We start from the raw sequence: 26,534 nt of genomic DNA on the forward strand, positions 1-26,534 counted from the left end.
AAACGTTCTATAGAAGTGTAGTCGCGTTAAAGTCTGAAAAAGCGGTGATAAACCTGAACAATGATTAGGAGTAGCTATGCCGTAATCATTTTCTTATGTTACATCACAAAGGTTTGCTAATTGGGAAAATGTTACAGGTTTAAGGTCTAGATAAACCAGATCGACATTTAGATAAGTCGATGATGAAGATTATATAAATTTAAAATAAAGATGAAGGTTAGGCTTAAATTACAGTAAGATCTTTAGATGCCAAAACTTTAGCAAATTGACAGAAACATTTTATGAAAAAGAAAGTCATAAAATTGAGCTTTGCCACTTGAAAAATTATATATTTGCTTTTATTAATCGTTCCCAAAGTTCCTATACATCTCTGACGTACAAACTCTTAACTTGTTTGTAATGTTTATCGATATTATGTTTAAATCTGTACCATATTTGTACCTCGCCCTTTGCGAAGGCTTGTAAATACTGGAAAGTTAATTTCTGCATCGGAAATTAATTCCGATGCAGCAAGCAGTTTTATCGTTTAAATCATTAATTTTGTACTGATTATAACGCTCTTGCAAGTCGTTAATGTGTCGCAATTAGTTTTGTGGCAAATTCGGTGCAATGCTCTTTTAAAAAGTTGAAAACATCAATAAATATGCAGGTTTCCTAACTTAGGTTCGATTCCCGGCGATTCCACGAAGACGGTTTAAGGCACACTTTTCAAAGTTGCCAAAAACACACAAAACGTCTCCAAAAATATTTTAAGCCTATAAATTTTCATATTTGTAGGCTTTTTTATTTCTGTCCAAATTTTCAACAACGCACAAAAATTGTTCTGTTGCATTTGTCAAATAAATGGGTTTAACTTATACACTTAATTCTGAATCATAGTATAATCGATCTAAACACTACCCTTTTCATAATCTCTTCTGGATTTCTATAGCTTAATGTAAAAATCAGCCCCTCAAGAAAAATAGATTTCAAACAGCAATGATCTTTGATATTAGATATGTATACCATAAAAGGAAAAGTTGCTATTGGACACAACAGAATCAAAAGTACATCAAGCCAATATATTATAGCAAATATGTGTAATTTTATCATACATCTAAACGAATTGTACGATATATTATAAAACCAAAAATGAATAAAAGAATAAAATTGATTTTCTTAATACTCATATTGACACTCAACTTTTCTTGTTTCCAAAAAAAATCAACTAAAAAGGAAACAAACAAGTCAGAATTGGTAGCGACTTCAAAAATCGACACATTGAAATTTACCTCAGGCATACGTGCAATCTTTCAAGACAGTAAAGGTAATTATTGGTTTGGAAGTCATAATGAAGGTGTAAGTATTTATAACGGAGTATCATTTGAATACTTTACAACCAATGACGGCTTATCAGACAATCAAATCCGTTCAATCCAGGAAGACAATAACGGCAAAATTTGGATTGGAACTTCAAAAGGAGTAAATGTTTATGACAAAGAAAAGCTTGTCACTTATTCATCAAATTTTAATAACCCAAAATATGAATGGAATAAAACCAATGGGGATTTATGGTTTTATGCAGACGAAGAAGGCGGAATAAGTCGTTTTGACGGAAAGAATATGAACTATCTAATTTTTCCAATACCTAAAAATGAAAACCAAAATAATTCTTATGGCGTAACAGACATATCAACAGAACATAACGGTAAAGTTTGGATTGCAACCTATGCAGCACTATTTAATTATGATGGTAAAACAGTAACTGTTTTTGATCATAAAACCTTAAAACTTAAAGACAATGAGACTTTGCACATAAGAAGTGTATTAGCAGATTCAAAAGGGCGAATTTGGATAGGAAATAACGGAATTGGAGTATTATTAAAAGAAGAAGATTCCATAACTCATTTCTCTAAAGAACAAGGAAAATTCATCTCAATAAATGAGTTTGAAGCGAACACTAAAACGCAACAATTTGCAAAAAATACAGGGTTGCAATCAGTCTTTGTCATTGAAGAAGATTCAAAAGGAAACATCTGGTTTGGAGATCGAGATTCTGGAGCTTGGAAATATGACGGCAAAGCGTTGACGAACTATAAAATTGACCCAAAATTGAACTCTCAAATGATTTGGAGCATTTATGAAGACCAAAATAAAAACTTGCTTTTTGGAATGGCAGAAGGTTGTGTTTATAAATTCAACGGAAAGACATTTGATAAGCAATTTTAAAAACACAAACTAACAACATTAATTTGCCTAAATGGCTGGATTTCTGCTAAATTCAAGTTCATTTCTCCGATTGCACATTAGTGCAGAGTTAAAGATTTGCACTTCGATTACCGGCACTTTTCATGCTTTTAAACTTTAGTGGTTATTTTAGTGAGCAGAAATTGAGATGGACTTAAAAAATTAAATGACTTCAGTAACGTTTTTGAAGTTACCAAACTCGTTTTTGGACAGGAGATACCTTATTTTAGATCTAAATTTGAAATATACTGCCTAAAGAATAATTTATTTAGGACAACAACAACCTTTCGCTTTAGATATCTATTAAATTATGAAATGAACGTTTAAAGTCTATTCTTAAATGCGGAAGAAAACAAAATGTAGTCTTCGTCTTTTTTTGTGATGAATCCCCAAAGCTCTAGAAATAAACCTCACTCCACTTGGAGTAAACAAGATTAGGAATATTTAAAATAAAAAAAAACTCTTCAGTTTCCTGAAGAGTTTTCAAAGTGGTGGGCGATGAGGGATTCGAACCCCCGACCCTCTCGGTGTAAACGAGATGCTCTGAACCAACTGAGCTAATCGCCCTTTTTTTGCAATCCCGAAGCGTTGTTTGTTTCAGTATTACGGGTGCAAATATACGCTTAGTATTTGTATTTGCAAGCCTTTTGCGAAAAAAATTATTGTTTTTTTATATCCTTTAAAATAGCCCTGTCTGTATGATTAATTATTTCAAATATAACAGGTTCATTTTTAGCAGTTATGGTCTCAATAACATAAATCTTCCCTCCACCCGGATTTAGCTTATTGCTTTTAGAAAAATCTACATTTCCGTTCTCAAGGCTATTTTTTATATCTTCCATAGTTACCCATTTCTCATTTATTTTAGCCTGAGCTTCCTTAGAAATGGTTAAACCTTTAGTCTTAAAATCTTTTAAAACCCTACAATTTGGCAGGTAACAAAAGTCTTGTCCTCGTTTATTAAATATAAAAGCTACAAGAAAAAAACCAAGTGTCAGTCCAAAGATATAATATGCTATTCTGTGTTTTAATTTCATTTTATAGAGATTTTAATCCTGAAGTTTTCTTCTTTTTCTTTCTGCACTAATAAGGTTTAGTTCACGGCTAGTTTGTCCGGCAACGGATGTATTCTCCTCTGCCCTCCTTATCAAGTATGGCATAACATCCCTAACGGGACCAAAAGGAAGATATTTTGCAACATGATAACCATGAGCAGCCAGATTAAAGCTGATATTATCACTCATACCATAAAGTTGACCAAAAAATACTTTTTCATCATTAGCGCGAATGCCTTTCTGCTTCATAAGTTCAATCAACTTATACGAACTTTCTTCATTGTGTGTGCCTGCAAAAATGGCCATAGAATCAATATGATCAACCATATATTTTATACAGTTATCATAATTGATATCTGTTGCCTCTTTTGATTCACATATAGGGGTTGAATAACCCATTTCTTCAGCACGCTTATTCTCTTTCTCCATATAAGCTCCCCTTACAACCTTCATACCTATATGAAAGCCTTCAGCTTTAGCCTGCTCGTGTAATTTCTTTAAATAATCCAGCCTGTCCCAACGATACATTTGAAGCGTATTATAAACAATAGCTTTGTTCTTGTTGTATTTACGCATCATATCAGCCACAAGGTCATCTGCAGCATCCTGCATCCAACTCTCTTCAGCATCAATAAGAAGTGCAACATCATTATCATGAGCCGTTTTACATACAATTTCAAAACGCTCTACCACCCTCTTCCATTCAGTTGTTTCCTCTGCTGTAAAAGCTTTTCTTTCACCAAGTTTTACCCAAAGATCAAATCTTCCGAAACCTGTAGGCTTGAATACTGCAAAAGGAATTGCAGCTCTTTCTTTAGCAAACTCAATAGTTTTTAAAGTCTTCTCTAAAGCTTTATCAAATTCAGACTCATCCTCTTTCGCTTCTACTGAATAATCAAGTACAGAAGAAACTCCTTTAGTAAACATTTTATCTACTACCGGAAGACAGTCTTCTTCAGTAGTGCCACCACAAAAGTGATCAAAAACTGTAGCCCTTATAAGCCCCTCTACCGGTAAATGAAGGTTTAGTGCAAAGTTTGTCACCGCTGTACCTATCCTCACCAATGGTTGGGAAGCTATCATTTTAAATAGAAAATAAGCCCTGTCAAGTTCAGTGTCACTTTTTAATGCAAATGCATCGGCAGTATTATTGAAGATTTTTTCCATTGTGTTTAAAAAATTTGTGCAAATATAAAGACTGTTCAAGAATTTAAAGTATTAATTGCCTTATTTTGCTTTTTCTTTAATGTAATTTTATGGAAGCCATCAAAACATCCTCTTATACTATATATTTTAACGAGTACTGCTATACCTATTTGCAGGAGGTTTTATTACCCGAAAATTATTCCACTTTATTTGTCCTGGCCGACACAAATACCTCACAATATTGTCTGCCAAATTTTTTAGCGCAGGTAGCAACCGAGCTACCAATCGAAATTATTGAAATAGAAGCCGGGGAGATTAATAAATCCATCGAGACCTGTATTGAAGTATGGCATGCGCTTACTGAACTTGGCGCTGACAGAAAAAGCATAGTAATTAATCTTGGAGGTGGTGTAGTTACCGATTTAGGTGGGTTTGTTGCTTCAACATTTAAAAGAGGTATGGATTTTATTAACGTTCCTACTTCCCTTTTAGCAATGGTTGATGCTTCAGTTGGAGGTAAAACCGGTGTAGACTTGGGGATATTAAAAAATCAGATAGGCATTATCAATAACCCTACAGCTGTACTCATTGATATCAATTTTCTTGACACCTTACCTTCCAATCAAATGCGGTCAGGTCTTGCTGAAATGCTAAAACATGGGCTGATAGCCGACAAAAATTACTGGACGCAATTCTTTGATCTGAACAATCTGACTACTGATGATTTAGGCCAATTAATACATGAATCAATACTAATAAAGAATAATATAGTTGAGCAGGATCCTAAAGAGAAAGGAATTCGTAAAGCGCTCAATTTCGGACATACAATCGGACATGCTATTGAATCTTATTTTTTAGAAAACTCTGCTAAAGAGCCTCTTCTACATGGTGAAGCCATTGCTATAGGAATGATTATAGAAGCATATCTTTCATTGCAACAAAATCTAATTTCTATTAATGACTATATCGAAGTAAAAACTGTTATTGAAAACATTTTTGAGAAGGTTGATTTTAACGAAAACGATATAGCAGAAATCATTAAATTACTGGTACATGATAAAAAAAATGTATCCGGAGAGGTTCAATTTGTTCTTTTGGATAAAATTGGAAAAACAGTAATCAACAAAACGGCTGAAAACTCTTTGATTGTCAAGGCCTTCGCAGACTATAAAACCTAACATTTTTTTAAGAGATTTGTTTTTAAATACGAATTAATATTTTTTACATTTGCCCTGATGAAAATGAACCAAAGCATGTTTTCCCTTTTTGGGACCATCAGTAAATTAAAGGCTTTTGCACAGGCAAACAGTACTGTATTTGCTGTTCGCAGAATTGCGGACATGTTTGTATTTCATTCCGGAATTACCTGTCGTGAAAAGCTACAGATTATGTATGCGAATATAAGAGTTTGAAAATCAGATTATAATCTTAGGAATAAATCTTATTTTTATAATCAAAACATCCATTAATTTTCAAATGAACACAAAATATTACGACCTTATAAATCAAACTTTTTACTTCCCACAGGAAGAATTCACTCTTAATAAAGACAATCTTCAGTTTCATAATATTGACTTAATGAAACTTGTTGAGCAATACGGCACACCTCTTAAATTCACATATCTTCCTGCAATCTCTAATAATATCCGTAAAGCAAAAGGATGGTTTAGAAATGCAATGGAGAAAAACAAATATGAGGGTAAATATTACTATTGTTATTGTACAAAAAGCTCTCACTTTGAATATATCATGGATGAGGCTTTCAAGAACAACATTCATATTGAGACATCTGCTGCATTCGACGTAAATATTGTTGAAAAGCTTCTTGAAAAAGGAAAAATCAACAAGAATACCTATGTGATCTGTAATGGATTCAAAAGAGACCAGTATATAGAAAACATTGCAAGGCTAATCAATAACGGACACAGCCGAACCATCCCTATTATTGATAACTACGAAGAACTTGATCTTTTACAGGAACAAATCAACGGCAAGTTCAAAATAGGTATTCGTATTGCGGCTGAAGAAGAACCTAAATTTGAGTTCTATACATCTCGTCTTGGAATTGGTTACAAAAACATACTCCCTTTTTACAGAAAACAGATACATGAAAATAAAAAAGTAGAGCTTAAAATGCTTCACTTCTTTATCAATACAGGGATTAGAGATACTTCATACTACTGGAACGAGTTGGTAAAATGTCTTAAGGTTTATGTTAATCTTAAAAAAGAATGCCCTACCCTTGACAGTCTTAACATAGGTGGAGGATTCCCAATCAAAAATTCACTGGCTTTCGAATACGATTACCAGTATATGATTGATGAAATCCTTAATCAAATCAAGATTGCATGCGACGATGCAGAAGTTCCTGTACCTAATATCTACACAGAATTCGGTTCGTTTACAGTTGGCGAAAGTGGAGGGGCTATTTATCAGGTTCTATACCAAAAACAACAAAATGACAGGGAAAAATGGAATATGATTGATTCATCATTCATCACTACCCTTCCGGATACCTGGGCGATAAATAAACGTTTCATAATGCTTGCCATTAATAGATGGAATGATCAGTATGAAAGGGTTTTATTAGGCGGACTAACTTGCGACAGTGATGACTATTACAACTCGGAGCAAAACATGAATGCCATTTACCTGCCTAAATACAATAAAGAAAAACCATTATATATTGGATTCTTCAACACAGGTGCTTATCAGGAAACAATTGGTGGCTATGGAGGATTACACCACTGCCTTATTCCGCAACCTAAACATATCCTTATAGACAGGGACGAAAACGGAATATTAGCAACAGAAGTATTCTCAGAGCAACAACAGGCTGAAGAAGTACTATCTATATTAGGTTATAACAGAGAAAAGAAATAATACTTGAATTTAAATACAACAAACAATGAGCAAAGGACCAATTAGCCAGTTTATTGAAAAGTACTATCTGCACTTTAATAGTGCTGCGCTTGTAGATGCCGCTAAAGGCTATGAAAAACAGCTACAGGATGGTGCCCAGATGATGGTGACGCTTGCGGGCGCTATGAGTACGGCAGAACTTGGGAAAATTTTCGCCGAAATGATTCGTCAGGATAAAGTACAGATAATTTCATGTACAGGAGCTAACCTTGAAGAAGATATAATGAACCTTGTAGCTCACTCTCACTATGAGCGTGTTCCTAATTACAGAGACCTAACGCCTCAGCAGGAATGGGATCTTTTAGAAAGAGGGCTTAATCGTGTTACCGATACTTGTATTCCTGAACACGAAGCTTTCCGCCGTCTCCAAAAACACATCCATAAGATATGGAAAGATGCTGACGAAAAAGGAGAGCGTTATTTTCCACATGAATTCATGTATAAAATGCTGCTTTCAGGTGTTTTAGAAGAATATTATGAAATTGACCTAAAAGATAGCTGGATGTATGCTGCAGCTGAGAAAAATTTACCTATTATTGTACCAGGCTGGGAAGACAGTACAATGGGTAACATCTTCGCTTCATACGTAATTAAAGGTGAACTAAAAGCATCTACAATGAAGTCTGGTATTGAATATATGACATTCCTTGCTGACTGGTACACAAAGAACAGCAGTAAAGGTGTTGGTTTCTTCCAGATTGGTGGAGGTATTGCCGGAGATTTCCCTATCTGTGTTGTTCCTATGCTTTATCAGGATATGGAAATGCATGATGTTCCATTCTGGAGTTATTTCTGTCAGATATCTGATTCAACAACCAGTTATGGTTCTTATTCAGGTGCTGTACCGAATGAAAAGATTACATGGGGTAAACTTGATATAAATACCCCTAAATTTATAATTGAATCTGATGCAACTATTGTTGCCCCACTAATTTTTGCTTACTTATTAGATTTATAATAGATTTATGAAAAGAGTTATAGTTGACTATGCCAAGCTAACTAATGAAATTCTTACCCTTTTGGTTGAGAAGTTTCCTGATGGTTATGATGATTCTAACACCATTCGTTTTAAAAATGCCAAAAATGAAACTATTGAGGCTGTAGAGGTAAGAACTGAGGATACTATATATCTTGTGAAAGTTAGTACTAAACTTGCTGACAGGATTGAAAATTATGATGATGACGATATTGATGACACTGCTGATGATATCGACACATTAAAAGACCTTGAAATTGGCGACGATGACGACGCTGATGACGATGCAAGTTCAAAAAAATCCCGTAAAAAAAGTAGTTCTGTCAAAGCTGATGGAGATGAAGAAAATGAAGACGACGAGGACGATGATGAAGAGGACGACGATGATGACGATGATGAAGATCGTGATTATGACGACGACGAAGATGACGAAGATGAGGAGGATTAATTTATCGCTTCAATAATTTATATAAAGAACTCTTAACAGAGTTCTTTTTTTGTTTGTAATATCTTACTTTTATAAAAAGAAACCAAAAATGAAATATACTATAACATCATTAGCTTTAATCCTTTTACTTTTGACTTCCTGTCAGCAAAAAGGGGAAAAAACTGAAACTGAAAAAGCAGTTGAAGAAGTTGTTAATAATGATTCTGCTAGCGAAAATTTACCCGAAAATGAGGAAATGTGTTTTATGCAGATTGTCTCTAAAGATACTTTGATGCTTACTGTTCTAAAAAATGGAGATAAAATATCTGGTACATACAAATCTACTCCTTATGAAAAAGACAAAAAAACAATTGTTTTTAGAGGAAGTATGAAAGACAATACTGTTACCGCTGTAGGTACTGCTATAGGTGAAGGCAAATCTGTTCGCGAGGAAATAGTTTTCACTATAGAAGATAACAAAGCAGGTGTAAAATTTGGGGAAATGATCAAAGGAGATGACGATGTATATCGTTATAAAAACTTAAAATCAACTACACCATTGTATATTAACAAAATTAATTGCCCATAAAAAAAGCCGCTTAGCGGCTTTTTTTATAAATATCTTTCCTTAAATATCTTTATATGATGACTTTGATGACCTATCAGCAAGAATCCAAAAGCCCTTACCGAGACCCTGTAACCTGAAGCTGTTCCTTTTCTCAGTAAATCCTCAGAGCTAAAGGATTTAAACATCATAATATTTGCATGGCGCAATGCTGACATTTCTGTAAGCAGTTCATTAATACTCCTTTCCGATCCATGTGCTGCATTACCATATGAAGTCTCATCGAATCCAGGGAGTTCTGTTTCATCAGCTCTGGCAAAACGTAATGCCCTGTAGGCAAATATCCTTTCAGTATCTATAAGATGCTGAAGAATATCTTTAATAGTCCACTTCCCTTCTGCATATCTGTAATCGTATTTGTCCATAGGAATCTCTCTGACAAAATGCACCAGATTATGAACGCTAATTTCGAGTTCTTCAAAAAGATTATACTCATCATTTACCAGCTTGATATATAATTCCTGATAAGGAGCATATTCATGTGGTGTAATATCACTTATTTTCATTTGTTACGCAGAATTCCTGCTGGCATTTATGTTCCCAAATAAGGAACGTGTTACTATTTTTTCGTAAATCTCAAGCAAAGTATCATCAGCATTGTTCTTTTTAATACCTCTAATTTTATTTAAGGCATACTGCTGTATGGTTAGCAAAGGTAATACAATATGTTCTCTGAGTTTTATGGATGCTTTGCCATCCGGATAATTATCCATCAACTCATCGTATCCTGATATTTTTAATAACAGACGTTTTGTTTCTAAAAACTCATCGTAAATGATTTGCCAGAATTCACCAAACTCAGGATCCTCTTTCATATAAGCTGTAAGAGGGAAGAAAGATTTTGACAACGACATCATACTGTTTTCCAAAAGTGTCCTGAAAAACAAAGAGTCGCTATACAATTGCTGTACTTTTTCCCATTGCCCATTTTTCTCATACTGTCCCAAGGCATATCCTACTCCATAAAAACCGGGTACATTTTGTTTTAGCTGACTCCATGATCCAACAAATGGAATTGCCCTCAATTCAGAGAAATCCAAAGTAGCTGATTTACTTCTTTTTGAAGGTCGACTCCCTATGTTGGTTTTCGCATAATAATTTAGGGTACTCATCTGATCCAGATATGATAAAAATTTAGGGTGGTTTTTAAAATCAGTATACTTCTCATATCCCAACAGCGATAAATGATCAATCAATTCACGCTGCTCTTGGGTAAATTGTTTTTTCTCTTTATTAAATACGCCATTAGTTATACCAGCACTTAATAAATTTTCAAGATTGAAACGACAAGTATCAAGTGTACCAAAATTAGAACTAATGGTTTGCCCCTGAATAGTTATTTGAATCTCATTATTTTCAATAGTCGCTCCCTGTGAAGCATAATATTTATGAGTTTTACCTCCTCCTCTTGCCGGTGGTCCTCCTCTGCCATCAAAGAAAACAACTTTAACATCATGCTCGCGTGCCATTGCCGTCAGGTTCTCTTTTGCTCTGTAAATACTCCAGTTAGCCATTAAGTAGCCGCCATCTTTAGTACCATCAGAGAATCCTAACATTATAGTTTGTTTATTTGCCCTGTTTTTCAGGTGTTTTGCATAAACTTCATTTTCATAAAGAAGTTTCATTACAGCATCCGCATCTTTAAGATCATCTACAGTTTCAAAAAGCGGAACGATATCAACCGGCGGATTTTCAAAACCTACAAGCCTAAATAGCGTTAAAAGCTCCAAAACATTAAGCGCACTCTCATTATTACTTATGATATATCTGTTGGTTCCCTGAGGACCATTGTTTTCTTGTATGTTTTTTATAGCCAGAATAGATTCAAGTGTTTTTATCGTATCCTCATTTTCAAAAAATGAAGGCTCAATTTTTCCTTTCAGCTTACCTAATAATTCGATCTTAGCTTTCTCGTCCAGACTCTTATAATCTGAAGCTTCAGTATTTTCTTTTACCAAATAATTTATTACATCACTAAATACTGCATCATGAATTCTGCTATTCTGACGAATATCCAGAGATGCAAAATGAAATCCAAAAAGATTAACCTTATTAATAAGCCCATCAATTTCATCAGCATAAAGCGCCTGATGTTCATTAACCACTAAATCCCTAACCTCATTAAGAGCAAGTTTCAGTTCCTCCAGAGTTATATACAATTCCCCTTCAGAATAAAATACTGATCGGTATAGCTTCAATTCCATATCTGTAATCATTGCTTCAACCCCGGGAAAAGTCAGTTTTCGTTTTAATTTTCGAATATCACCATAATAACATTTAAGAATAGATGTCCTTAATCTATCAGCAACCTTAAGTGTAATCTCAGTAGTAACAAAAGGGTTACCATCACGGTCACCACCCGGCCAGAATCCAAAAGATAATACCGGATGCCTTAATGCTCCCTCACGATAAACGGATTGTTGTACAAACGATGACATTTCGCCCGCAGCGTGATAAAACACATTCTCAAGATACCAGATAAGGCTAACTGCTTCATCGTATGGTGTTGGTTTCTCTTTTTTAATAAAAGGAGTCTTTCCTAATTGTGACAACAAGTCTTTTATCTCAGGAAGATTGTTATTCTTTATTGCTAAAGTCAGATCGGTAATAATACCAAGCACTGATCCGGGATAGAATTGAGTTGGATGAGCTGTAAGGACTGCTCTTACCTGAAAATCATCCAGAAAATCACGTAATTCATGCATTAACCCCTGACTTTCGGCTTTTTCCCTGCTATAACGCAATGAACCACTTCCTTCAAGATTATTCATTTTTGTAAAAGCTGCATCCTCAATCGCGTCGAATAATACGATTTGACGCTCAACATACTGAATAAAACGGAACATCATACCTATCCTTTCCTTTTCAGTTGTGCCCGGCATATACTTTTCGGCAAACTCATTAAAAATCTGCTCAGGGCTTTGCTCATTCTTAAAACCGTCATCACACATTTCCGAAAACAACGGAAGTAAACTACCGGTATTATCTATAGCCTGAAAAGGTAAAGTCATGAATATACTATTGAATATCTGATATTTGAGCTGTACTTGCTCATTAAAGCGCTCCAGCAATGTAGAAGGATACATATATAAATGTTTTTTGGTAGTTCAATTTAATAAAAAACCCCCATGTAGTAAAACATGAGGGTTTAAAATTTTGATAAAAATCCTTACAGATCTTTAAATATTGTATGCATAAGTCTTTTCTTATCATTGATGCTCTCTTCAAGAGATATCATAGTTTCAGTTCTGTAAACACCTTCAATATCATCAATCATGAAGATTACTTCTTTAGCGTGTTTAGTGTCTTTAGCTCTAATCTTACAGAAGATATTGAACTTACCTGTAGTAACATGAGCTACAGTAACAAAAGGTATCTCATTGATTCTTTCAAGTACGAATTTAGTTTGTGAAGTATTATGAAGGAATACACCAACATACGCAATGAATGAATAACCTAACTTCTCATAATCAAGAGTTAGCGATGACCCCATGATAATACCTGCATCTTCCATTTTCTTAACCCTTACATGGACAGTTCCGGCAGAGATTAATAGTTTTTTTGCAATATCAGTAAACGGAACCCTTGTGTTGTCAATCAGCATATCCAGAATCTGATGGTCAACTTCATCTAAACGAAATTTGCTCATAAATGTGTCTTTTTAAAGGTTAAAATTGGTTTCTCTTATTCTAATTTTTAAAACCTGTTATTAAAAAATTCATTTATAAGGATTTTTTCTACTTTATTTCCAGTCCGTTAACAAATTTTCTTGTCTTACCAACTGTAAAATCCGCTTTATTTCCAATAATTGGCATTTTATTAAGCTCTGAATCTGAAAATTCTTCGTCTAAAACGTCAAATTCTTCGTGACCCCTAAAACCATCCAAATTACCTATTTCGCTAATTATAGCTTGAAAAATTACAGAATTCTCAAATAGAACTTCCTTATATTGTGATGCAAAATTCGTTATTTTTTCTTTATTTTCATAATTTATCTTAACATTTTTGTAGATGATGTCATAAAAAATAATCTTATTTTGAGGAATATTGAAATATTCTGTTTTTTTGTTAACAACTATAACGTTTTCGTAAATAGCATTAAATCCTGATAATAATGCAAAAAAGATATATTTACGAGATTCTTCTCTTTCATAGTCATTTTGATAATGACCTGCTTCAAATAGCACCGTAGGAGTTCCTAATGACTGAAACATATCACCTATACAGTTGATATTGAATGAATCATCAAATCTACCTACCTGCCCGGGAATATATTGTTGCAATGTTTCATTCATTGCTGCAATAACATTTATAGCTTTTTGTCGGCATTCATTTATATCACGCTCATCATTATAAGAAGGAGCTAAAAAAGAGACTGTAGCAGGCAGCGGCGTATCTCCAACCCCAAATATGGTACGCTGATCATGCATATTATAACAATAATCAGGTTTAAAAGACTCAAAAGTCTGACGCAGTATCTTGCTTTCGGGCTGGGTAAGATTCAATGAATCTCTATTAAGATCTACATCAACTGCATTAGCTCTTGTATAAAGTCGCGCACCATCAGGGTTGAGTATTGGAATAATCAAGAAGGTAAAAGTATTTTTAAGCTCTTTAGCCAAACCAGAATCTCCTTTAACAAGATTGAGGAAATCAAAAATAGCTTTAGTGGTTGTCGATTCATTGCCATGCATCTGAGACCACATATACAATTTAGTTTTTCCGCTACCTGCCTTGATACTGTATATAGGTTCGCCCAATACTGAATACCCTAAAACATCTAATTCAAAAATTTCTTTTAGTTCTTCAAGAATTGGCTGTATGTGTGTATTTGTAATATAACGACCTGATAATCGCTCTTCTTTAAATTGCCTGTGTAATTGCAGTAAATCCATTATGTTTTATTTGATTACAAAAGTAAATATCTTAAACTTTACAATTGTAAACTCGTTATTGTTTACAATTGTGAATGATTTTAACAATTTACACACTTGTTAAACATGTATTACATAAAACTGTATATTAAAATATTTTATATCAATTATTTAAGTAAATTAATCTAAACTTTTAATGTAAGTATTTCATTTAATTTATTGATTGCTTGTAAGTGATTTGAATTGTTTACATTTGTAATATCACAATCTTTTTAAAATAAGTTACAATGGTAAACACCGATGACTTTATAAAACGACTTGAAATAATACTGGATTATTATAATCTTTCAGCTTCTGTATTTGCAGATAAAATGGGTGTACAACGTTCAGGACTCTCCCATCTTATGTCCGGTCGAAATAAACCAAGCTTAGATTTTGTGATGAAAATAATTGAGAATTTTCCTGAAGTTGATTTCTATTGGCTAATGAATGGCGACGGCGATTTTCCAAAAAATGAAGAAACAAAAGATACAAAACCTGAAGGGCCTGTACCTATTTCACCCGCTACTTCTCTTTTTGAAACTAATAATCAGGGAGCATTTGATTTATTTTCTTCTGAAGAAGTTCCGGTCAAAGAAAACAAAACAGAACCCGACTTGTTTTCTTCTTCATCTCAAAAACAAACAGAAACAATAAGACCGACAGATTCCAGTGCAATAGAAAGAATAGTAGTGTTTTATAAAAATGGAACTTTTAAAAACTATAACCCTGAAAATTAAAAAACCCCGATAGCTTTATAAAAAGCTGACCGGGGCCATTAACCAATAAAACAAACACAAATTATCTTTAATTCGATAATCCCCTCTTCCCGGGGAAATGATATTCAATATATACTTTATTGGCAATAAGTTATTTTCCTTATTCTCTTACTGTAAAGATACAACTAGTTGATGTTAAATAAATTAAATAGTTAGTTAAACTATTCTTAATCATTTTTATAGCTATTCTGTGGTACATATCCTAACACACCTTTATAATTAGACTCTAAGACCTTAAAATCTTCTTCTTTATCCCCTGTCAGGTAATATGGTGCTGCAATTTTAACTTCTTTCCTGCTATAGTCAAAAGCTACCGCTACAACAGGCACATCAGCTTTCAGAGCAATATAATAGAAACCCGTTTTCCATTCTGTTACTTTTTTCCTGGTTCCCTCTGGCGCGATTGCCAGCCTGAATATTTCACGCTCCTTAAAAATGGCCGCTATAGCATCTACTTTATTCTCATTTTTCTGCCTGTCGAGTGGCGCGCCTCCCATCCATTTAAAATAAGCCCCGAAGGGAAACTTAAATAACTCTTTTTTAGCAACAAAATGCATCTCCTGATCTATGCTTCCCCTTGAAAATACCCCAACAGCAAAATCAATCCAGCTTGTATGAGGAGCAACTATAATAACGCATTTTTTAATTTCCGGATTCATCCAACCTTTTATATGCCAACCCAGTAACTTAAAAAAGATAAATTGATATATTTTTTTCATAATCTTCTAAAAACACAGCAGTAAAAATAACATATATTTACAAATACAAACGAACTAAGCAATATGACCTTACAAGAGAAGCTAAATCAGTTTGAAAAAGATGGATTTCAGGTAATTGATTCTATATATAGTAGTAACGAAATAAACAATCTATTAAATATAATTAACAACGCAGATACCACTTCGGATACTTTTAGAAAATCAACAAATCTGTTTGCCATCAGGCAATTTTTAAAAGAAGTACCGGATACATTACCTATAATCTTTAACGATAAGCTTACTGCAATTATAAATACACTGGGAAAAAACTATTTTTCAGTTAAATCAATTTATTTCGACAAACCAGGAGATTCCAATTGGTTTGTTGCTTATCATCAAGATCTTACAATTTCAGTAGACAATAAAACTGATATAGAAGGCTTTGGTCCTTGGACAGTCAAACAAAATCAGTTTGCAGTTCAGCCTCCGATAGATATTCTTGAAAACATCTTTACAATACGAATTCATCTTGATGATACCAATGAAGAAAATGGTGCGCTAAAGGTTATTCCTGAGTCACATAAAAAAAAGATATACAGGCCTGAAACCATTGATTGGAATACAGAAACAGAAGTTAGCTGCAGTGTGTCAAAAGGAGGAATAATGCTTATGAAGCCTCTTCTTCTACACAGTTCCGGCAGAACTGTAAATGATTTGAGGAGGAGGGTAATACATATAGAATTCAGCAACATAGAATTGCCTGAAAATATAAAATGGTCAGAAAGAATTAATTTCTCTAATATAGAACTCCATGTTTAAAAAGCTGCTCAGCTATTTCATTCCTGTAAATATTTATAAAAAGAATTCAGCCATTAGCCAAAAACTTGAAGTTACCTATAATAATGGGCAGTTGGTTCTGGACTCAAAAAACACTAACTATTCCTACGGCAGCCTTCAGCGTATTTTACGTAAAGGCCTTGACTATATAGGATTTGAAAGAATAAGAGGGTTTAACAATATAATTGTACTCGGTGTGGCCGGAGGGAGTGTAATAAAAACCCTTGCTGAGGAAATAAAATTCCATGGCAAAATTACCGGAGTTGAGATCGATCCTGCAGCAATTGAAATCGCTAACAAGTACTTTGGTCTTGATAAAATAGAAAATCTGGAAATCGTTATTGATGATGCCTTTGAATTTGTTTTAAAGACAAAAGAAAAATATGATCTCATAATTATTGATATCTTTCAGGATACCCAGATGCCCAACTTTTTGTTTGAAGAATTCTTTATAGACAGAATTAATTTTCTACTTAATGTAAATGGATTTATATTATTTAATACCATGACACTAACGCAAAAAGATTTCGACAGGAATTTAACCTATCGCTCTCGTTTCAGTAGTAAATATTCTGTGAGAATGTACCCAAAAGTAGAGACACATAATGAGTTGTTTACGATAAAGAAATTAGGGTAATCCACATTCTGTTTTCAGCCTCAGTCGCTGTTGAATACTGTGCGACTGAGACTGAAAACTGATTAAAGCATCCTTTTTGCCTTTTCTAAATCCTCAGGAGTATCAATACCGATACCGACATGACTGGTTTCAACCATTTTTATTTTCTTACCATATTCAAGGTAGCGAAGCTGTTCCAGTTTTTCTGAAGCTTCAAGTGTTTGCATTGGCAGATTGTAAAAATCCATCAGAGCGTGTTTTCTAAAAGCATAAATACCAATATGCTTATAATACCTCACACCTGCTTCCTTATCCCTGGGATATGGGATTACAGAACGTGAGAAATACAATGCGAATTTTTTCTGGTCGACAATAACCTTCACGTTGTTAGGATTTTCAATATCATCCCAATCGGTTATATGCATCATTACCGACGCCAGGTCAATCTCATGAGCCGTGTCGCCCTTAAAAACCTCGAGTACATCGGCCAATGGCTCTTTATTGATAAAAGGCTCATCTCCCTGAACGTTAACAACGATGTCAACATCAAGATTTTCAACAGCTTCTGCAATACGGTCGCTTCCGCTTTCGTGCTCTTTGATGCTCATTATGGCTTTTCCTCCATTGGATACTATTTCCTGATAAATAATATCAGAATCAGTAACAACAAACACATCATCAAACAGTCCTGTACCCAGCGCCGCCTGATAGGTTCTTGTAATTACGGTTTTTCCGCCAAGGTCCTGCATCAGTTTAGCAGGAAAACGGGTTGAGGCATATCGTGCAGGTATAACAGCTATGATTTTCATATAGTATATTTATTCTTCAAAATAATCGTCTTTAAATCCAATAAGATATAATTTATCCTTCGCCCTTGTAACTGCGGTATACAGCCAACGGATGTAATCTGTCGTAATGCCTTCAGGCAAATATGGCTGTTCTATAAAAACAGTATTCCACTGCCCTCCCTGCGATTTATGACAGGTAATTGCATAAGAGAACTTAACCTGTAAAGCATTAAAGTGCGGATTATTCTTCACCTTCATGAACTTTTTATATTGGGGCTCTCCCTCATAATCTTTCATCACTTCCTGATACAGGCGATTCGAATCTTCATAAGACAAGGAAGCTGCTTCCGTTTCAATAGTATCAAGTAACAAATAGGTTTCGATCGGAATTTGGTTAGGATAATCCACCATTCTGATCTTTACCCTGGCAAATTTGAATCCGTACAACTCCTCAATCCTGAATATTTCCAGTATTTCAATAATATCACCGTTGGCAATAAAACCTGCTTCACTCTTTTCGTCAAGCCAAAAATAGTTATTCTTCACTACCATCAGGAAATCTCCTGTAGAAAGTTCACTCTCACGGGACAAAATACGGGAACGAATCTGCTGATTGTATTGGTTAGCCCTTTTATTGGAACGTACTATAAACGCTGTATCTTCTATACTGTAATTACTGTAGGCATAATTAATGGCATCCTGAATATCATAGCCATCTACAAGTCGTATTATATCTTTAAATCCACGTAGCTTAAACTGAAAAGTATCGGCAAAAGCCGATTTAAGTACTTCACGAAGTTCTGTAGCATTATAAAGAATTCCCGAATTTTCTTCCTGACGCATTACTTCATCGAGTTCAATATATTGAACATCCTTAAAATAATGTATAGAAAGTGTATCAATATCGAGTGCCGGACTAATGTCTGAATTCACAGGTGGCAACTGCGCAGTATCTCCAATTAATAATAACTTACAATTCTTACCGGAGTATACATAAGACATAAGATCATCGAGCAATGAACCATTCTCATACATTTTGGTTTCCTGCATAGTATCTGAAATCATGGAAGCCTCGTCAACAATAAAAATAGTATTGGTAAACTTATTGGGCTGCATTGTAAAACCGACTGCTCCACCACTACCCTTTTTTGGAAAATAAATTCGTTTATGTATGGTAAAAGCCGGTTTATTGGAATAATTGGCAATTACTTTTGCAGCACGGCCTGTAGGTGCAAGCAGGACATATTTTTTACTGGCTTCAGCCAAATGATTTACTATAGTTGAAATTATAGTAGTCTTACCTGTACCTGCATATCCTTTTAGTACAAAAATTTCTTCATTATTGTTGTTAGTAACAAATTCGGCCGCTTTCTGCAGAAAAATATCCTGTTTTATTGTTGGTTCAAACGGAAATCGCTGGCGCAGAAGTTTATAAAAAGAAGCGGAATTCATTAAAAAAAGAAAGGATTATATTTATTAGCCCAAAGATAACATGAAATTAACGAGTAACCTGTCCTAAACCAAAAAAGAATGTAAATTTGCACTGAAACCTCCTTAAACAATGAACAACACCATAACTTCCAAGAATTACAAAAAGCTGTCACTACTAGTGTCAGCACATGGAATATCATTTTGTTGTTTTGACACGCTTAACAGGGTGGTAACGCATTGCATATCAGAGACATTTTCTAAATACTCACCCCTTGAAGAAGAACTATGGAAAGTATTTGTAAATAATCCTATACTTACCAATGAGTATGATGAGATAGTTGTACTACACAGTAATAACTTTAATACATTCGTGCCGGCTGCAATATTTGACCCAAATTACCCCGGCAGCTATCTGCAATATAATACAAAGGTTTTTGACACCGATTTTTTTGCTGTAGATGATTTGGATAGCTATGAATTACATAATGTTTATGTTCCCATGATGAATGTAAACAACTTTTTAATAGATCAGTTTGGTGCGTTTGAATATAAAAATGCCAACAGTGTCCTGGTTTCAAAATTACTGGACGCATCAAAAAACATTGATGACAAACTGATATTTGTTCACTTTCAGGAAAATCATTTTGAAATAGTTGTTGTACGTAATCAAAAGCTATTGCTTTATAATTCTTTTGAATATAAAACACCCGAAGATTTCCTTTATTTCTTATTGTTTACAATGGAGCAATTATTCTTAAATCCGGAAACAGCTAAAGTAGCTTTATTGGGTAAAGTAGAAGAAAATGATGCCAACTATTCTATTGCTTATACGTATATAAGACATTTGGCTTTATTCAATACGCAGCCATTACAACAAAAATGGAACAGAAACAAAGAAGAATCACTACAACACTTTATACTATTTAACTCATGAGGATCATTTCAGGAAAATATAAAGGCAGAAGGATAACCGCCCCAAAAAACCTTCCGGTACGTCCCACGACAGATATGTCTAAAGAATCGTTATTCAATATTCTTAATAACCATTTTGATTTTGACGGACTAAAAGTTCTTGATCTTTTTTCAGGCACCGGTAATATTAGCTATGAGTTTGCTTCAAGAGGAGCGACCGACGTTACATCTGTAGATGGCGATTTTGGTTGCGTAAAATTTATAAAACAAACTAGTGCAGAATTTGAATTTGATATTACAGCTGTAAAAAGCGATGTAATAAAGTTCCTAAAGGTATGTAAATCTTCTTATGATATTATTTTTGCCGATCCTCCTTATGATATGGATCAGGCATTGTTTGAAGAAATCGTTACTCTTGTTCTGGATAACGAATTGTTACAGCAGGATGGTATGATGATTATTGAACATTCAAAATACACTAAACTCAATCATATGATGAATTTTTCTTTCCAGAAAAATTATGGAGGCTCTGTATTTTCATTTTTTGAATTTGATGAAGAAATAGAAGACGATATCGTTGGCGATGATGAGGATAATGCTTAATTTTCCTGCAAAAATTTTGCTAATAAATTATTTTTCTATTTAATGAAAAAAATATTTTTACTGGTTGTTTTACTGGTAGTTACTTTATCGCAAGCTCAAACTTATTTTAAATTTAACGCTCCTACAACTTTACTTGGTGCTCCTCAAATTGGTGTTGAGACAAGTCTGGGGAAAAAATTTACTTTTCAGGGCGATGTTTTAGGTTCATACTGGGAGTCTTTAAATGGTGCACCGTTTAAAACTGTAATGGTTTTTGCTGAACTCCGTTATCATTTTTCTGAAAACTATAAAGGTGTTTATGTAGGAGGACATATGGGGGGCTCAAAGTATGAACTCCAAAAATGGAATTACTGGAATACAGATGCTTATCAAACAGGGGAAGCTGTTTTTTGGGGAGTTACTTTAGGTTATCAGTTCAAAGTCAGCGACAAATGGATGATTGACATGTTTATAGGTGGTGGAAACCAACAATCTCATTATGAAGGAAGACTCCTTTCGACCGGAGAACGTTATGAGCATTCCGGTTATAACAAAAGTGGTGAATGGCTTCCTTACCGTGGAGGAATAATGTTTTGTTACAAGTTGTAACAAAAAAATAAAAAATAGCAGGCCTATAAGCCGGATTCTGTAACCCCGCCCTAAAGCGGGGTTTCTTATCATTTATCTAGTCTCTTCATTACTGAGAGAGATCAATCTGCCTACCCCCCGGCATCGGACGAGCCGCCCTTAATTGCCGGTATACATGGCATTTCACCGCATAGAGTTTACCTGGTTTCACTACAGCATTACCTGTACATACTTTCTGCTGCACTTGTCCTCCCCCGCCGAAACGGAGTGACGGGAATTACCCGCTATGCTGCCCTATGGTGTCCGGACTTTCCTCTCCCCGCCTGAGCGGGCAGCGATAAGACGGCCTGCGGCTGCAAAAGTAGTATTTTCATTCGTACTTCAAAAATTACTTGATTTATAATACAAGATTAAGTTTTAACGTAGTATTCAGAATGCGAGAAAATGTTTAACATTTCATTGGCTGGGGTAAAAAAGCTAAAGCAGTAATTTTAAGTTGATAAAACAAACTAACTTAAATAACAACATTATGGACCAGCAAATGTATCATTATGCCACGGTATCAAAGGCATTACAGGAATTAAACGATAAAGGTTATACTACCGATTTTAACCTTGAAGAAGATCGTATAAAAAAACATAGCGATGATTTTGAAATACAACACATCTATCGTTACGAAGGTGAAAGTGATCCAGGAGATGAGGCTACTGTTTATGGAATAAAAGCTAAAAGTGGTGAAAAAGGAGTATTTGTTGCAAGTCCAGGAGCATATACTGAGAACGGAGCTGCAAAAATATTGCTGGATATGTCTATCAAAGGAAGATCTGAACAATAGAAACAGCCATGAACAGGCTTCAGAAAAAACTTGAAAAAATAGGAAAAGACCCTATAATAACAGCAAAAGCTGTTGGTCTTCGCTATTCTTTAAACTCTGAAATAGGATACTACAGAAAAAGAAAAGGTAATGGCTTTAGCTATATAAATGAAACTGGCCAAACCATAAAAGACATAGATATCCTTGACAGGATAAAAAAACTTGTTATTCCTCCTGCATGGGAACATGTTTGGATATCACCTTTCGACAACGGGCACCTTCAGGTTACAGGAACAGACGCAAAAGGCAGAAAGCAATACAGGTATCACCCCAACTGGAATAAAATTCGTAATCAGTCTAAATTTTTTAGATTAAGAAGATTTGCTAATGCTTTACCTAAAATACGTGAGCAAGTTGATAAAGACTTAAACCGTAATGGACTTCCCTATGAAAAAGTAATTGCTTTGGTTGTACGTCTTATCGAAATGACTAATATACGTATAGGCAATGATGCGTATAAAAAACTATATGGTTCATTTGGCCTTACCACATTAAGGGATAAACATGTAAAATTTGATGGTGCCACGGTGTGGTTCGAATTCATTGGTAAAAAAGGTATTAAACACAAAATAAAACTGCAGAGCCGTAAAATGGCAAATCTTGTAAAAAAATGCAAGGACATTCCTGGCCAGGAATTATTTCAATATTATGACGCTAACAACCATAGGCATACTATTGGTTCGGCAGATGTAAATAATTACATAAAGAATATAACAGGTGAAGATTTTACAGCTAAAGATTTCAGAGCCTGGGCAGGCAGCCTGAATGCACTATGCGCCTTTCATGAAGTAGGTAAATTTACAACGGAAACCGATTGTAAACGAAAAATTGTAGCCGTATTGGATTCAGTCGCTGAAAAACTAGGCAATACACGTACCGTTTGTAAAAAATATTATGTTCACCCTACTGTCATTGCATCTTATGAAAAAGGTTCAATATGGAATTACAAACCTGATAGTAAAAATGATGAATTTAACTCACAGGAAAAAGCATTATTAAAACTTCTTACACACGAAGACATCGCTGAGGTACTAGCATAAACCTTTTTTCATATTTTTACTGTAATTTCTTACTCCAAAAAACAATGAAAAAATTACTGGTTTCTTTACTTATTGTACTTGCAGCTGATATTCTTCATGCACAATATAACGATCCAAATTTCCCAAAGCCCACATCAGGATATGGTTCAGATGGTGTTCACACAGTAGATGTGATTTCTATAGTAAATCTAAACTTCCCGGGACATCCTATAAAAATTTACCATCCGCAAGATATAAGTACACCTGTACCAACTATTTTTTATAGCCATGCCTATGGTGGAACCGATCCCGATAATATTATTGGCGTACTCGAATTTATAGCAAAAAAAGGATATGCAGTAGTATTTGTTCCCTATCCTACCACAACAGATGTTACAGTGGAAGAACGTTACGGTCAGCTAATTGCAGGTTTCCGTAAAGCTGTTCAATTATATCCGGATATTTTAAATACTCAAAAAGTTGGATTTTTAGGCCATTCTTTTGGAGGCGCCGCATCTTTTGGTATTGCACATGAATGTTTTACTGTTGATGGCTGGGGTGAAAACGGAAGGTTTATTTATGCTTTGGCTCAATGGTATGCCTATAATTTAACTCCTGACGATCTTAACGATTTCCCTGAAAATACAAAAGTACTTGTAGAAGTATTCAATGATGATACCACTAATGACCATAGAATGGCTATCGACATTTTTAATCATATAAGTGTTTCTACAGAAGAAAAAGATTTTCTTTTAGTACCATCTTCCACAGTAAATGGCTATACCTATTCAGCGATTCATAATATGCCTAATACATCCGCTGCATTTGACGCTTTGGATTACTATGCATATTATCGTTTTATTGATGCGATAAGTGATTATACTTTCAATGGAAATATAACAGGTAAAGACATGGCTTTAGGAAATGGAAGTGCTGCACAACTTACTATGCCGGATGGCATGGCAAACTTACAGCAATTTGAAAACCCTCAGGCAGTAATTGATCAAAGTAATTACGAATTCAAATGTTCAGATGATCTTAATCCGAGAATTGAATATTGCGAAAGTGTTATGAGCATCCCATCATACGAGTTTTCGGTTCAACTATTTCCTAATCCAATCAGTGATTTTCTATTTATAGAAACACAAAATTCCGATAAAATGGAAGTGGTACTTTATGACACTCTCGGACATGAAACCGGAATTTATAAAGCAAACGAAAATGCTATAAAAATAGATTTGAGCCACTTAGCCGGTGGAATATATTTCGCTGAAATAAATGGCAAAAAAGAAAAAATTATTAAGCTATAATAGTAGTGTTCCCACTTTAAAAATTTTATATTTGTAACTCTTTACAGCCTATGGAACAGTTTATAGTATCAGCCCGTAAATACCGCCCGCAAACCTTTAAGGATGTTGTTGGGCAACAGGCTATTACTAATACGCTGCTTAATGCCATAGACAGCAATCACCTTGCACAGGCTTTATTATTTACCGGTCCGCGTGGTGTTGGAAAGACTACTTGTGCACGCATACTTGCCAGAAAGATTAATCAGGAAGGGTACGATGATCCGTATGAAGACTTCGCTTTTAATGTTTTTGAACTTGATGCCGCTTCAAACAACTCTGTAGATGACATCCGAAATCTAATTGATCAGGTTCGTATACCACCTCAGACAGGAAAATATAAAGTATACATTATCGATGAGGTTCACATGCTTTCACAGGCAGCTTTCAATGCGTTTCTAAAAACACTTGAAGAGCCACCAAGGCATGCGATATTTATCCTGGCAACTACCGAAAAACATAAAATCATACCAACGATTCTATCCCGTTGTCAGATATTTGATTTTAAAAGAATAACAGTAAAGGATGCCAAAGAACATCTGGCAGAAGTTGCCCGTAGCCAGGGTATAACTTTTGAAGATGATGCACTCCATATCATTGCTCAAAAAGCTGACGGCGCGATGCGTGATGCCCTTTCTATTTTTGACAGGGTAGTAAGCTATTGCGGTACAAATCTTACACGCCAGGCTGTAACCGAAAACCTAAACGTACTGGATTATGAGTACTATATAAAGGTAACTGATCTGATTCTCGAAAATCGAATTCCTGAATTATTGCTGACTTATAATGAAATATTGGCAAAAGGTTTTGATGGTCATCACTTTGTAGCCGGTTTAGCCTCACATTTCCGTGATTTAATGGTTTGCCAGAATCCTGCAACCCTTATCCTCCTTGAGGCAGGAGAAGTTGCTCAAAACCTTTACAAAGAACAATCTCAGAAAGCTTCTCAAGATTTTCTGTTTAAGGCTATCGATATTGCTAATGATTGTGATCTTAAATACAAAGCAAGTCAAAATCAAAGATTACTTGTTGAGCTTTGCCTAATGCAGCTTGCCTCCATCACATTTGATGGAGAAAAAAAAAAGCTGACCAATTTATAATTCCTCCTCATTATTTTAAAGATAATGCTCCGGCACTTGTTAAAGTATCGGTACAGGAAACCATTGTACAAACTGATAGTGTTAGAGTTGAGTCTGTAGATGTAACAACAGAGATCAGTCCTGCACCTATAACTCCCCTGCCGGCTGCTAAGCTGGAAGTTGAAGCACCCGAGATAGTTAAGCCTCCTGTACCAAAAATTACTGATGATGGTACTCCTAAAGTATCTGCTTTTTCATTATCCGGTCTTAAGCAAAAAAAAGAATTACAGGAGAGCCAAAGAAACATGGTCAGGAACACTGACGATTTGCCTCGTGAAGCGTTTAACGAGACGGATATGCGTTTGCAATGGAACAAATTTGCTCAACGATTAAGCGATTCGGGACAAAAGATTTTATCTACGTATATGCAGATGAATGACCCTGTACTCGATGGAACCACCATAAGACTCGAATTACCTAATGAAGGCTCTAAGGTAGACTTTGACAGCGGTAAGCACGAACTTTTGGGTTATTTACGTGGCAAACTTCATAACCATGACATTACTATTGAAGTGCATGTAAATGAAGTTACTTCTTCTAAACATGCTTTTACCCCACTTGAAAAGTTCGAGAAGCTAAAATCAATAAACCCAGCAGTTGAAACACTTAGAAAAATGTTTGACCTTGATATTTAA

At 34.8% G+C, this 26,534-nt stretch carries 27 protein-coding genes, 1 tRNA gene and 1 other RNA gene; 17 read left to right on the top strand and 12 right to left on the bottom strand.

From position 1 onward, the window contains the following. The first annotated feature begins 1,131 nt into the window (after positions 1-1,131). Entirely contained in the window at positions 1,132-2,208 is a 1,077-nt protein-coding gene (locus ACFSR3_RS13000) for a ligand-binding sensor domain-containing protein (protein WP_379821515.1), read from the top strand. A 507-nt stretch (positions 2,209-2,715) separates the two neighbouring features. Here ACFSR3_RS13000 and ACFSR3_RS13005 read toward each other — a convergent pair. From ACFSR3_RS13005 to ACFSR3_RS13015, 3 genes are all read right to left on the bottom strand, one after another. Next, positions 2,716-2,793 (bottom strand) — tRNA-Val (locus tag ACFSR3_RS13005). 92 nt (positions 2,794-2,885) lie between these two features. Beyond that, entirely contained in the window at positions 2,886-3,263 is a 378-nt protein-coding gene (locus ACFSR3_RS13010; RefSeq protein ID WP_379821516.1) for a DUF4258 domain-containing protein, read from the bottom strand. Positions 3,264-3,275: 12 nt separating this feature from the next. After that, on the bottom strand, positions 3,276-4,448 hold the full coding sequence (locus ACFSR3_RS13015) for a proline dehydrogenase family protein (RefSeq protein ID WP_379821517.1): 1,173 nt from the start codon (positions 4,446-4,448) through the stop codon (positions 3,276-3,278). A gap of 89 nt (positions 4,449-4,537) precedes the next feature. Here ACFSR3_RS13015 and aroB point away from each other — a divergent pair, with 89 nt between their 5' ends. From aroB to ACFSR3_RS13040, 5 genes are all read left to right on the top strand, one after another. Further along, complete coding sequence (aroB, locus tag ACFSR3_RS13020; protein WP_379821519.1) at positions 4,538-5,605, top strand: 3-dehydroquinate synthase; 1,068 nt, start codon at positions 4,538-4,540, stop codon at positions 5,603-5,605. 298 nt (positions 5,606-5,903) lie between these two features. Continuing rightward, positions 5,904-7,310, top strand: a complete 1,407-nt coding sequence (locus tag ACFSR3_RS13025) for an arginine decarboxylase (protein ID WP_114756752.1) — start codon at positions 5,904-5,906, stop codon at positions 7,308-7,310. Positions 7,311-7,335: 25 nt separating this feature from the next. After that, the gene (locus ACFSR3_RS13030; protein WP_114756753.1) at positions 7,336-8,307 is read left to right on the top strand and encodes a deoxyhypusine synthase family protein; all 972 of its coding nucleotides are present in this window, start codon (positions 7,336-7,338) and stop codon (positions 8,305-8,307) included. Positions 8,308-8,314: 7 nt separating this feature from the next. Further along, positions 8,315-8,773 (top strand): DNA primase, encoded by a 459-nt coding sequence (locus tag ACFSR3_RS13035; RefSeq protein WP_379821521.1) that lies wholly within the window; start codon positions 8,315-8,317, stop codon positions 8,771-8,773. Between the two features lie 88 nt (positions 8,774-8,861). Further along, positions 8,862-9,341, top strand: coding sequence for a hypothetical protein (locus ACFSR3_RS13040; RefSeq protein WP_379821522.1), 480 nt, complete (start codon positions 8,862-8,864; stop codon positions 9,339-9,341). A 23-nt stretch (positions 9,342-9,364) separates the two neighbouring features. Here ACFSR3_RS13040 and ACFSR3_RS13045 read toward each other — a convergent pair whose 3' ends face one another. From ACFSR3_RS13045 to ACFSR3_RS13060, 4 genes are all read right to left on the bottom strand, one after another. Continuing rightward, positions 9,365-9,883: a DinB family protein gene (locus ACFSR3_RS13045; RefSeq protein WP_379821523.1), complete on the bottom strand. Its 519-nt coding sequence runs from the start codon at positions 9,881-9,883 to the stop codon at positions 9,365-9,367. Between the two features lie 3 nt (positions 9,884-9,886). After that, entirely contained in the window at positions 9,887-12,463 is a 2,577-nt protein-coding gene (locus ACFSR3_RS13050; RefSeq protein WP_379821524.1) for a phosphoenolpyruvate carboxylase, read from the bottom strand. An 83-nt stretch (positions 12,464-12,546) separates the two neighbouring features. Then, positions 12,547-13,026: an Lrp/AsnC family transcriptional regulator gene (locus ACFSR3_RS13055; protein ID WP_026300077.1), complete on the bottom strand. Its 480-nt coding sequence runs from the start codon at positions 13,024-13,026 to the stop codon at positions 12,547-12,549. Between the two features lie 88 nt (positions 13,027-13,114). After that, the gene (locus tag ACFSR3_RS13060; RefSeq protein ID WP_379821525.1) at positions 13,115-14,272 is read right to left on the bottom strand and encodes a M14 family metallopeptidase; all 1,158 of its coding nucleotides are present in this window, start codon (positions 14,270-14,272) and stop codon (positions 13,115-13,117) included. 266 nt (positions 14,273-14,538) lie between these two features. Between ACFSR3_RS13060 and ACFSR3_RS13065 the strand changes: the two genes are divergently transcribed. After that, complete coding sequence (locus ACFSR3_RS13065) at positions 14,539-15,030, top strand: helix-turn-helix domain-containing protein (RefSeq protein ID WP_379821526.1); 492 nt, start codon at positions 14,539-14,541, stop codon at positions 15,028-15,030. A gap of 206 nt (positions 15,031-15,236) precedes the next feature. Here ACFSR3_RS13065 and ACFSR3_RS13070 read toward each other — a convergent pair whose 3' ends face one another. Then, a complete protein-coding gene (locus ACFSR3_RS13070) occupies positions 15,237-15,728 on the bottom strand; it encodes a 1-acyl-sn-glycerol-3-phosphate acyltransferase (RefSeq protein ID WP_379821527.1) in 492 nt (163 codons plus the stop codon). Positions 15,729-15,851: 123 nt separating this feature from the next. Between ACFSR3_RS13070 and ACFSR3_RS13075 the strand changes: the two genes are divergently transcribed. Both ACFSR3_RS13075 and ACFSR3_RS13080 read left to right on the top strand, forming a co-directional pair. Beyond that, positions 15,852-16,586: a phytanoyl-CoA dioxygenase family protein gene (locus ACFSR3_RS13075; protein ID WP_379821529.1), complete on the top strand. Its 735-nt coding sequence runs from the start codon at positions 15,852-15,854 to the stop codon at positions 16,584-16,586. Further along, the gene (locus ACFSR3_RS13080; protein WP_379821532.1) at positions 16,579-17,241 is read left to right on the top strand and encodes a spermidine synthase; all 663 of its coding nucleotides are present in this window, start codon (positions 16,579-16,581) and stop codon (positions 17,239-17,241) included. Before ACFSR3_RS13075 ends, ACFSR3_RS13080 begins: the two co-directional genes overlap by 8 nt. 62 nt (positions 17,242-17,303) lie before the next feature. Here ACFSR3_RS13080 and kdsB read toward each other — a convergent pair whose 3' ends face one another. Both kdsB and ACFSR3_RS13090 read right to left on the bottom strand, forming a co-directional pair. Further along, positions 17,304-18,029 (bottom strand): 3-deoxy-manno-octulosonate cytidylyltransferase, encoded by a 726-nt coding sequence (kdsB, locus tag ACFSR3_RS13085; RefSeq protein ID WP_379821535.1) that lies wholly within the window; start codon positions 18,027-18,029, stop codon positions 17,304-17,306. Positions 18,030-18,038: 9 nt separating this feature from the next. Further along, complete coding sequence (locus ACFSR3_RS13090) at positions 18,039-19,460, bottom strand: ATP-dependent DNA helicase (RefSeq protein WP_379821536.1); 1,422 nt, start codon at positions 19,458-19,460, stop codon at positions 18,039-18,041. Between the two features lie 109 nt (positions 19,461-19,569). Here ACFSR3_RS13090 and ACFSR3_RS13095 point away from each other — a divergent pair, with 109 nt between their 5' ends. Genes ACFSR3_RS13095 through ACFSR3_RS13105 form a run of 3 tightly spaced genes read left to right on the top strand, consistent with a single transcriptional unit; the run spans position 19,570 to position 21,542 of the window. Then, positions 19,570-20,373: a DUF3822 family protein gene (locus ACFSR3_RS13095; RefSeq protein WP_114756764.1), complete on the top strand. Its 804-nt coding sequence runs from the start codon at positions 19,570-19,572 to the stop codon at positions 20,371-20,373. Beyond that, entirely contained in the window at positions 20,370-20,954 is a 585-nt protein-coding gene (rsmD, locus tag ACFSR3_RS13100) for a 16S rRNA (guanine(966)-N(2))-methyltransferase RsmD (RefSeq protein WP_379821538.1), read from the top strand. Before ACFSR3_RS13095 ends, rsmD begins: the two co-directional genes overlap by 4 nt. A gap of 42 nt (positions 20,955-20,996) precedes the next feature. After that, positions 20,997-21,542, top strand: a complete 546-nt coding sequence (locus ACFSR3_RS13105) for a DUF3575 domain-containing protein (protein ID WP_379821540.1) — start codon at positions 20,997-20,999, stop codon at positions 21,540-21,542. 10 nt (positions 21,543-21,552) lie between these two features. On the opposite strand, the gene rnpB is transcribed toward ACFSR3_RS13105, so the two are convergent. Further along, positions 21,553-21,875: RNase P RNA component class A (gene rnpB, locus ACFSR3_RS13110), an RNA gene on the bottom strand. Positions 21,876-22,050: 175 nt separating this feature from the next. Between rnpB and ACFSR3_RS13115 the strand changes: the two genes are divergently transcribed. Genes ACFSR3_RS13115 through dnaX form a run of 4 tightly spaced genes read left to right on the top strand, consistent with a single transcriptional unit; the run spans position 22,051 to position 25,860 of the window. Beyond that, positions 22,051-22,356: a hypothetical protein gene (locus ACFSR3_RS13115; protein ID WP_114756767.1), complete on the top strand. Its 306-nt coding sequence runs from the start codon at positions 22,051-22,053 to the stop codon at positions 22,354-22,356. A gap of 8 nt (positions 22,357-22,364) precedes the next feature. Next, positions 22,365-23,435: a DNA topoisomerase IB gene (locus ACFSR3_RS13120; RefSeq protein WP_379821542.1), complete on the top strand. Its 1,071-nt coding sequence runs from the start codon at positions 22,365-22,367 to the stop codon at positions 23,433-23,435. A 44-nt stretch (positions 23,436-23,479) separates the two neighbouring features. Next, the gene (locus ACFSR3_RS13125) at positions 23,480-24,724 is read left to right on the top strand and encodes a T9SS type A sorting domain-containing protein (RefSeq protein WP_379821545.1); all 1,245 of its coding nucleotides are present in this window, start codon (positions 23,480-23,482) and stop codon (positions 24,722-24,724) included. A gap of 50 nt (positions 24,725-24,774) precedes the next feature. Beyond that, positions 24,775-25,860 (top strand): DNA polymerase III subunit gamma/tau, encoded by a 1,086-nt coding sequence (gene dnaX, locus ACFSR3_RS13130; protein WP_379821547.1) that lies wholly within the window; start codon positions 24,775-24,777, stop codon positions 25,858-25,860. A gap of 10 nt (positions 25,861-25,870) precedes the next feature. Here dnaX and ACFSR3_RS13135 read toward each other — a convergent pair whose 3' ends face one another. Further along, a complete protein-coding gene (locus tag ACFSR3_RS13135; protein ID WP_379821549.1) occupies positions 25,871-26,146 on the bottom strand; it encodes a hypothetical protein in 276 nt (91 codons plus the stop codon). On the opposite strand from ACFSR3_RS13135, the gene ACFSR3_RS13140 reads away from it, so the two are divergent. Next, on the top strand, positions 26,145-26,534 hold the full coding sequence (locus ACFSR3_RS13140; RefSeq protein WP_379821550.1) for a hypothetical protein: 390 nt from the start codon (positions 26,145-26,147) through the stop codon (positions 26,532-26,534). The two genes, ACFSR3_RS13135 and ACFSR3_RS13140, sit on opposite strands and share 2 nt — an antisense overlap.

Source organism: Flavobacterium suzhouense (assembly GCF_042684765.1).
In the GTDB taxonomy this organism is placed as follows: domain Bacteria; phylum Bacteroidota; class Bacteroidia; order Flavobacteriales; family Flavobacteriaceae; genus Flavobacterium; species Flavobacterium suzhouense.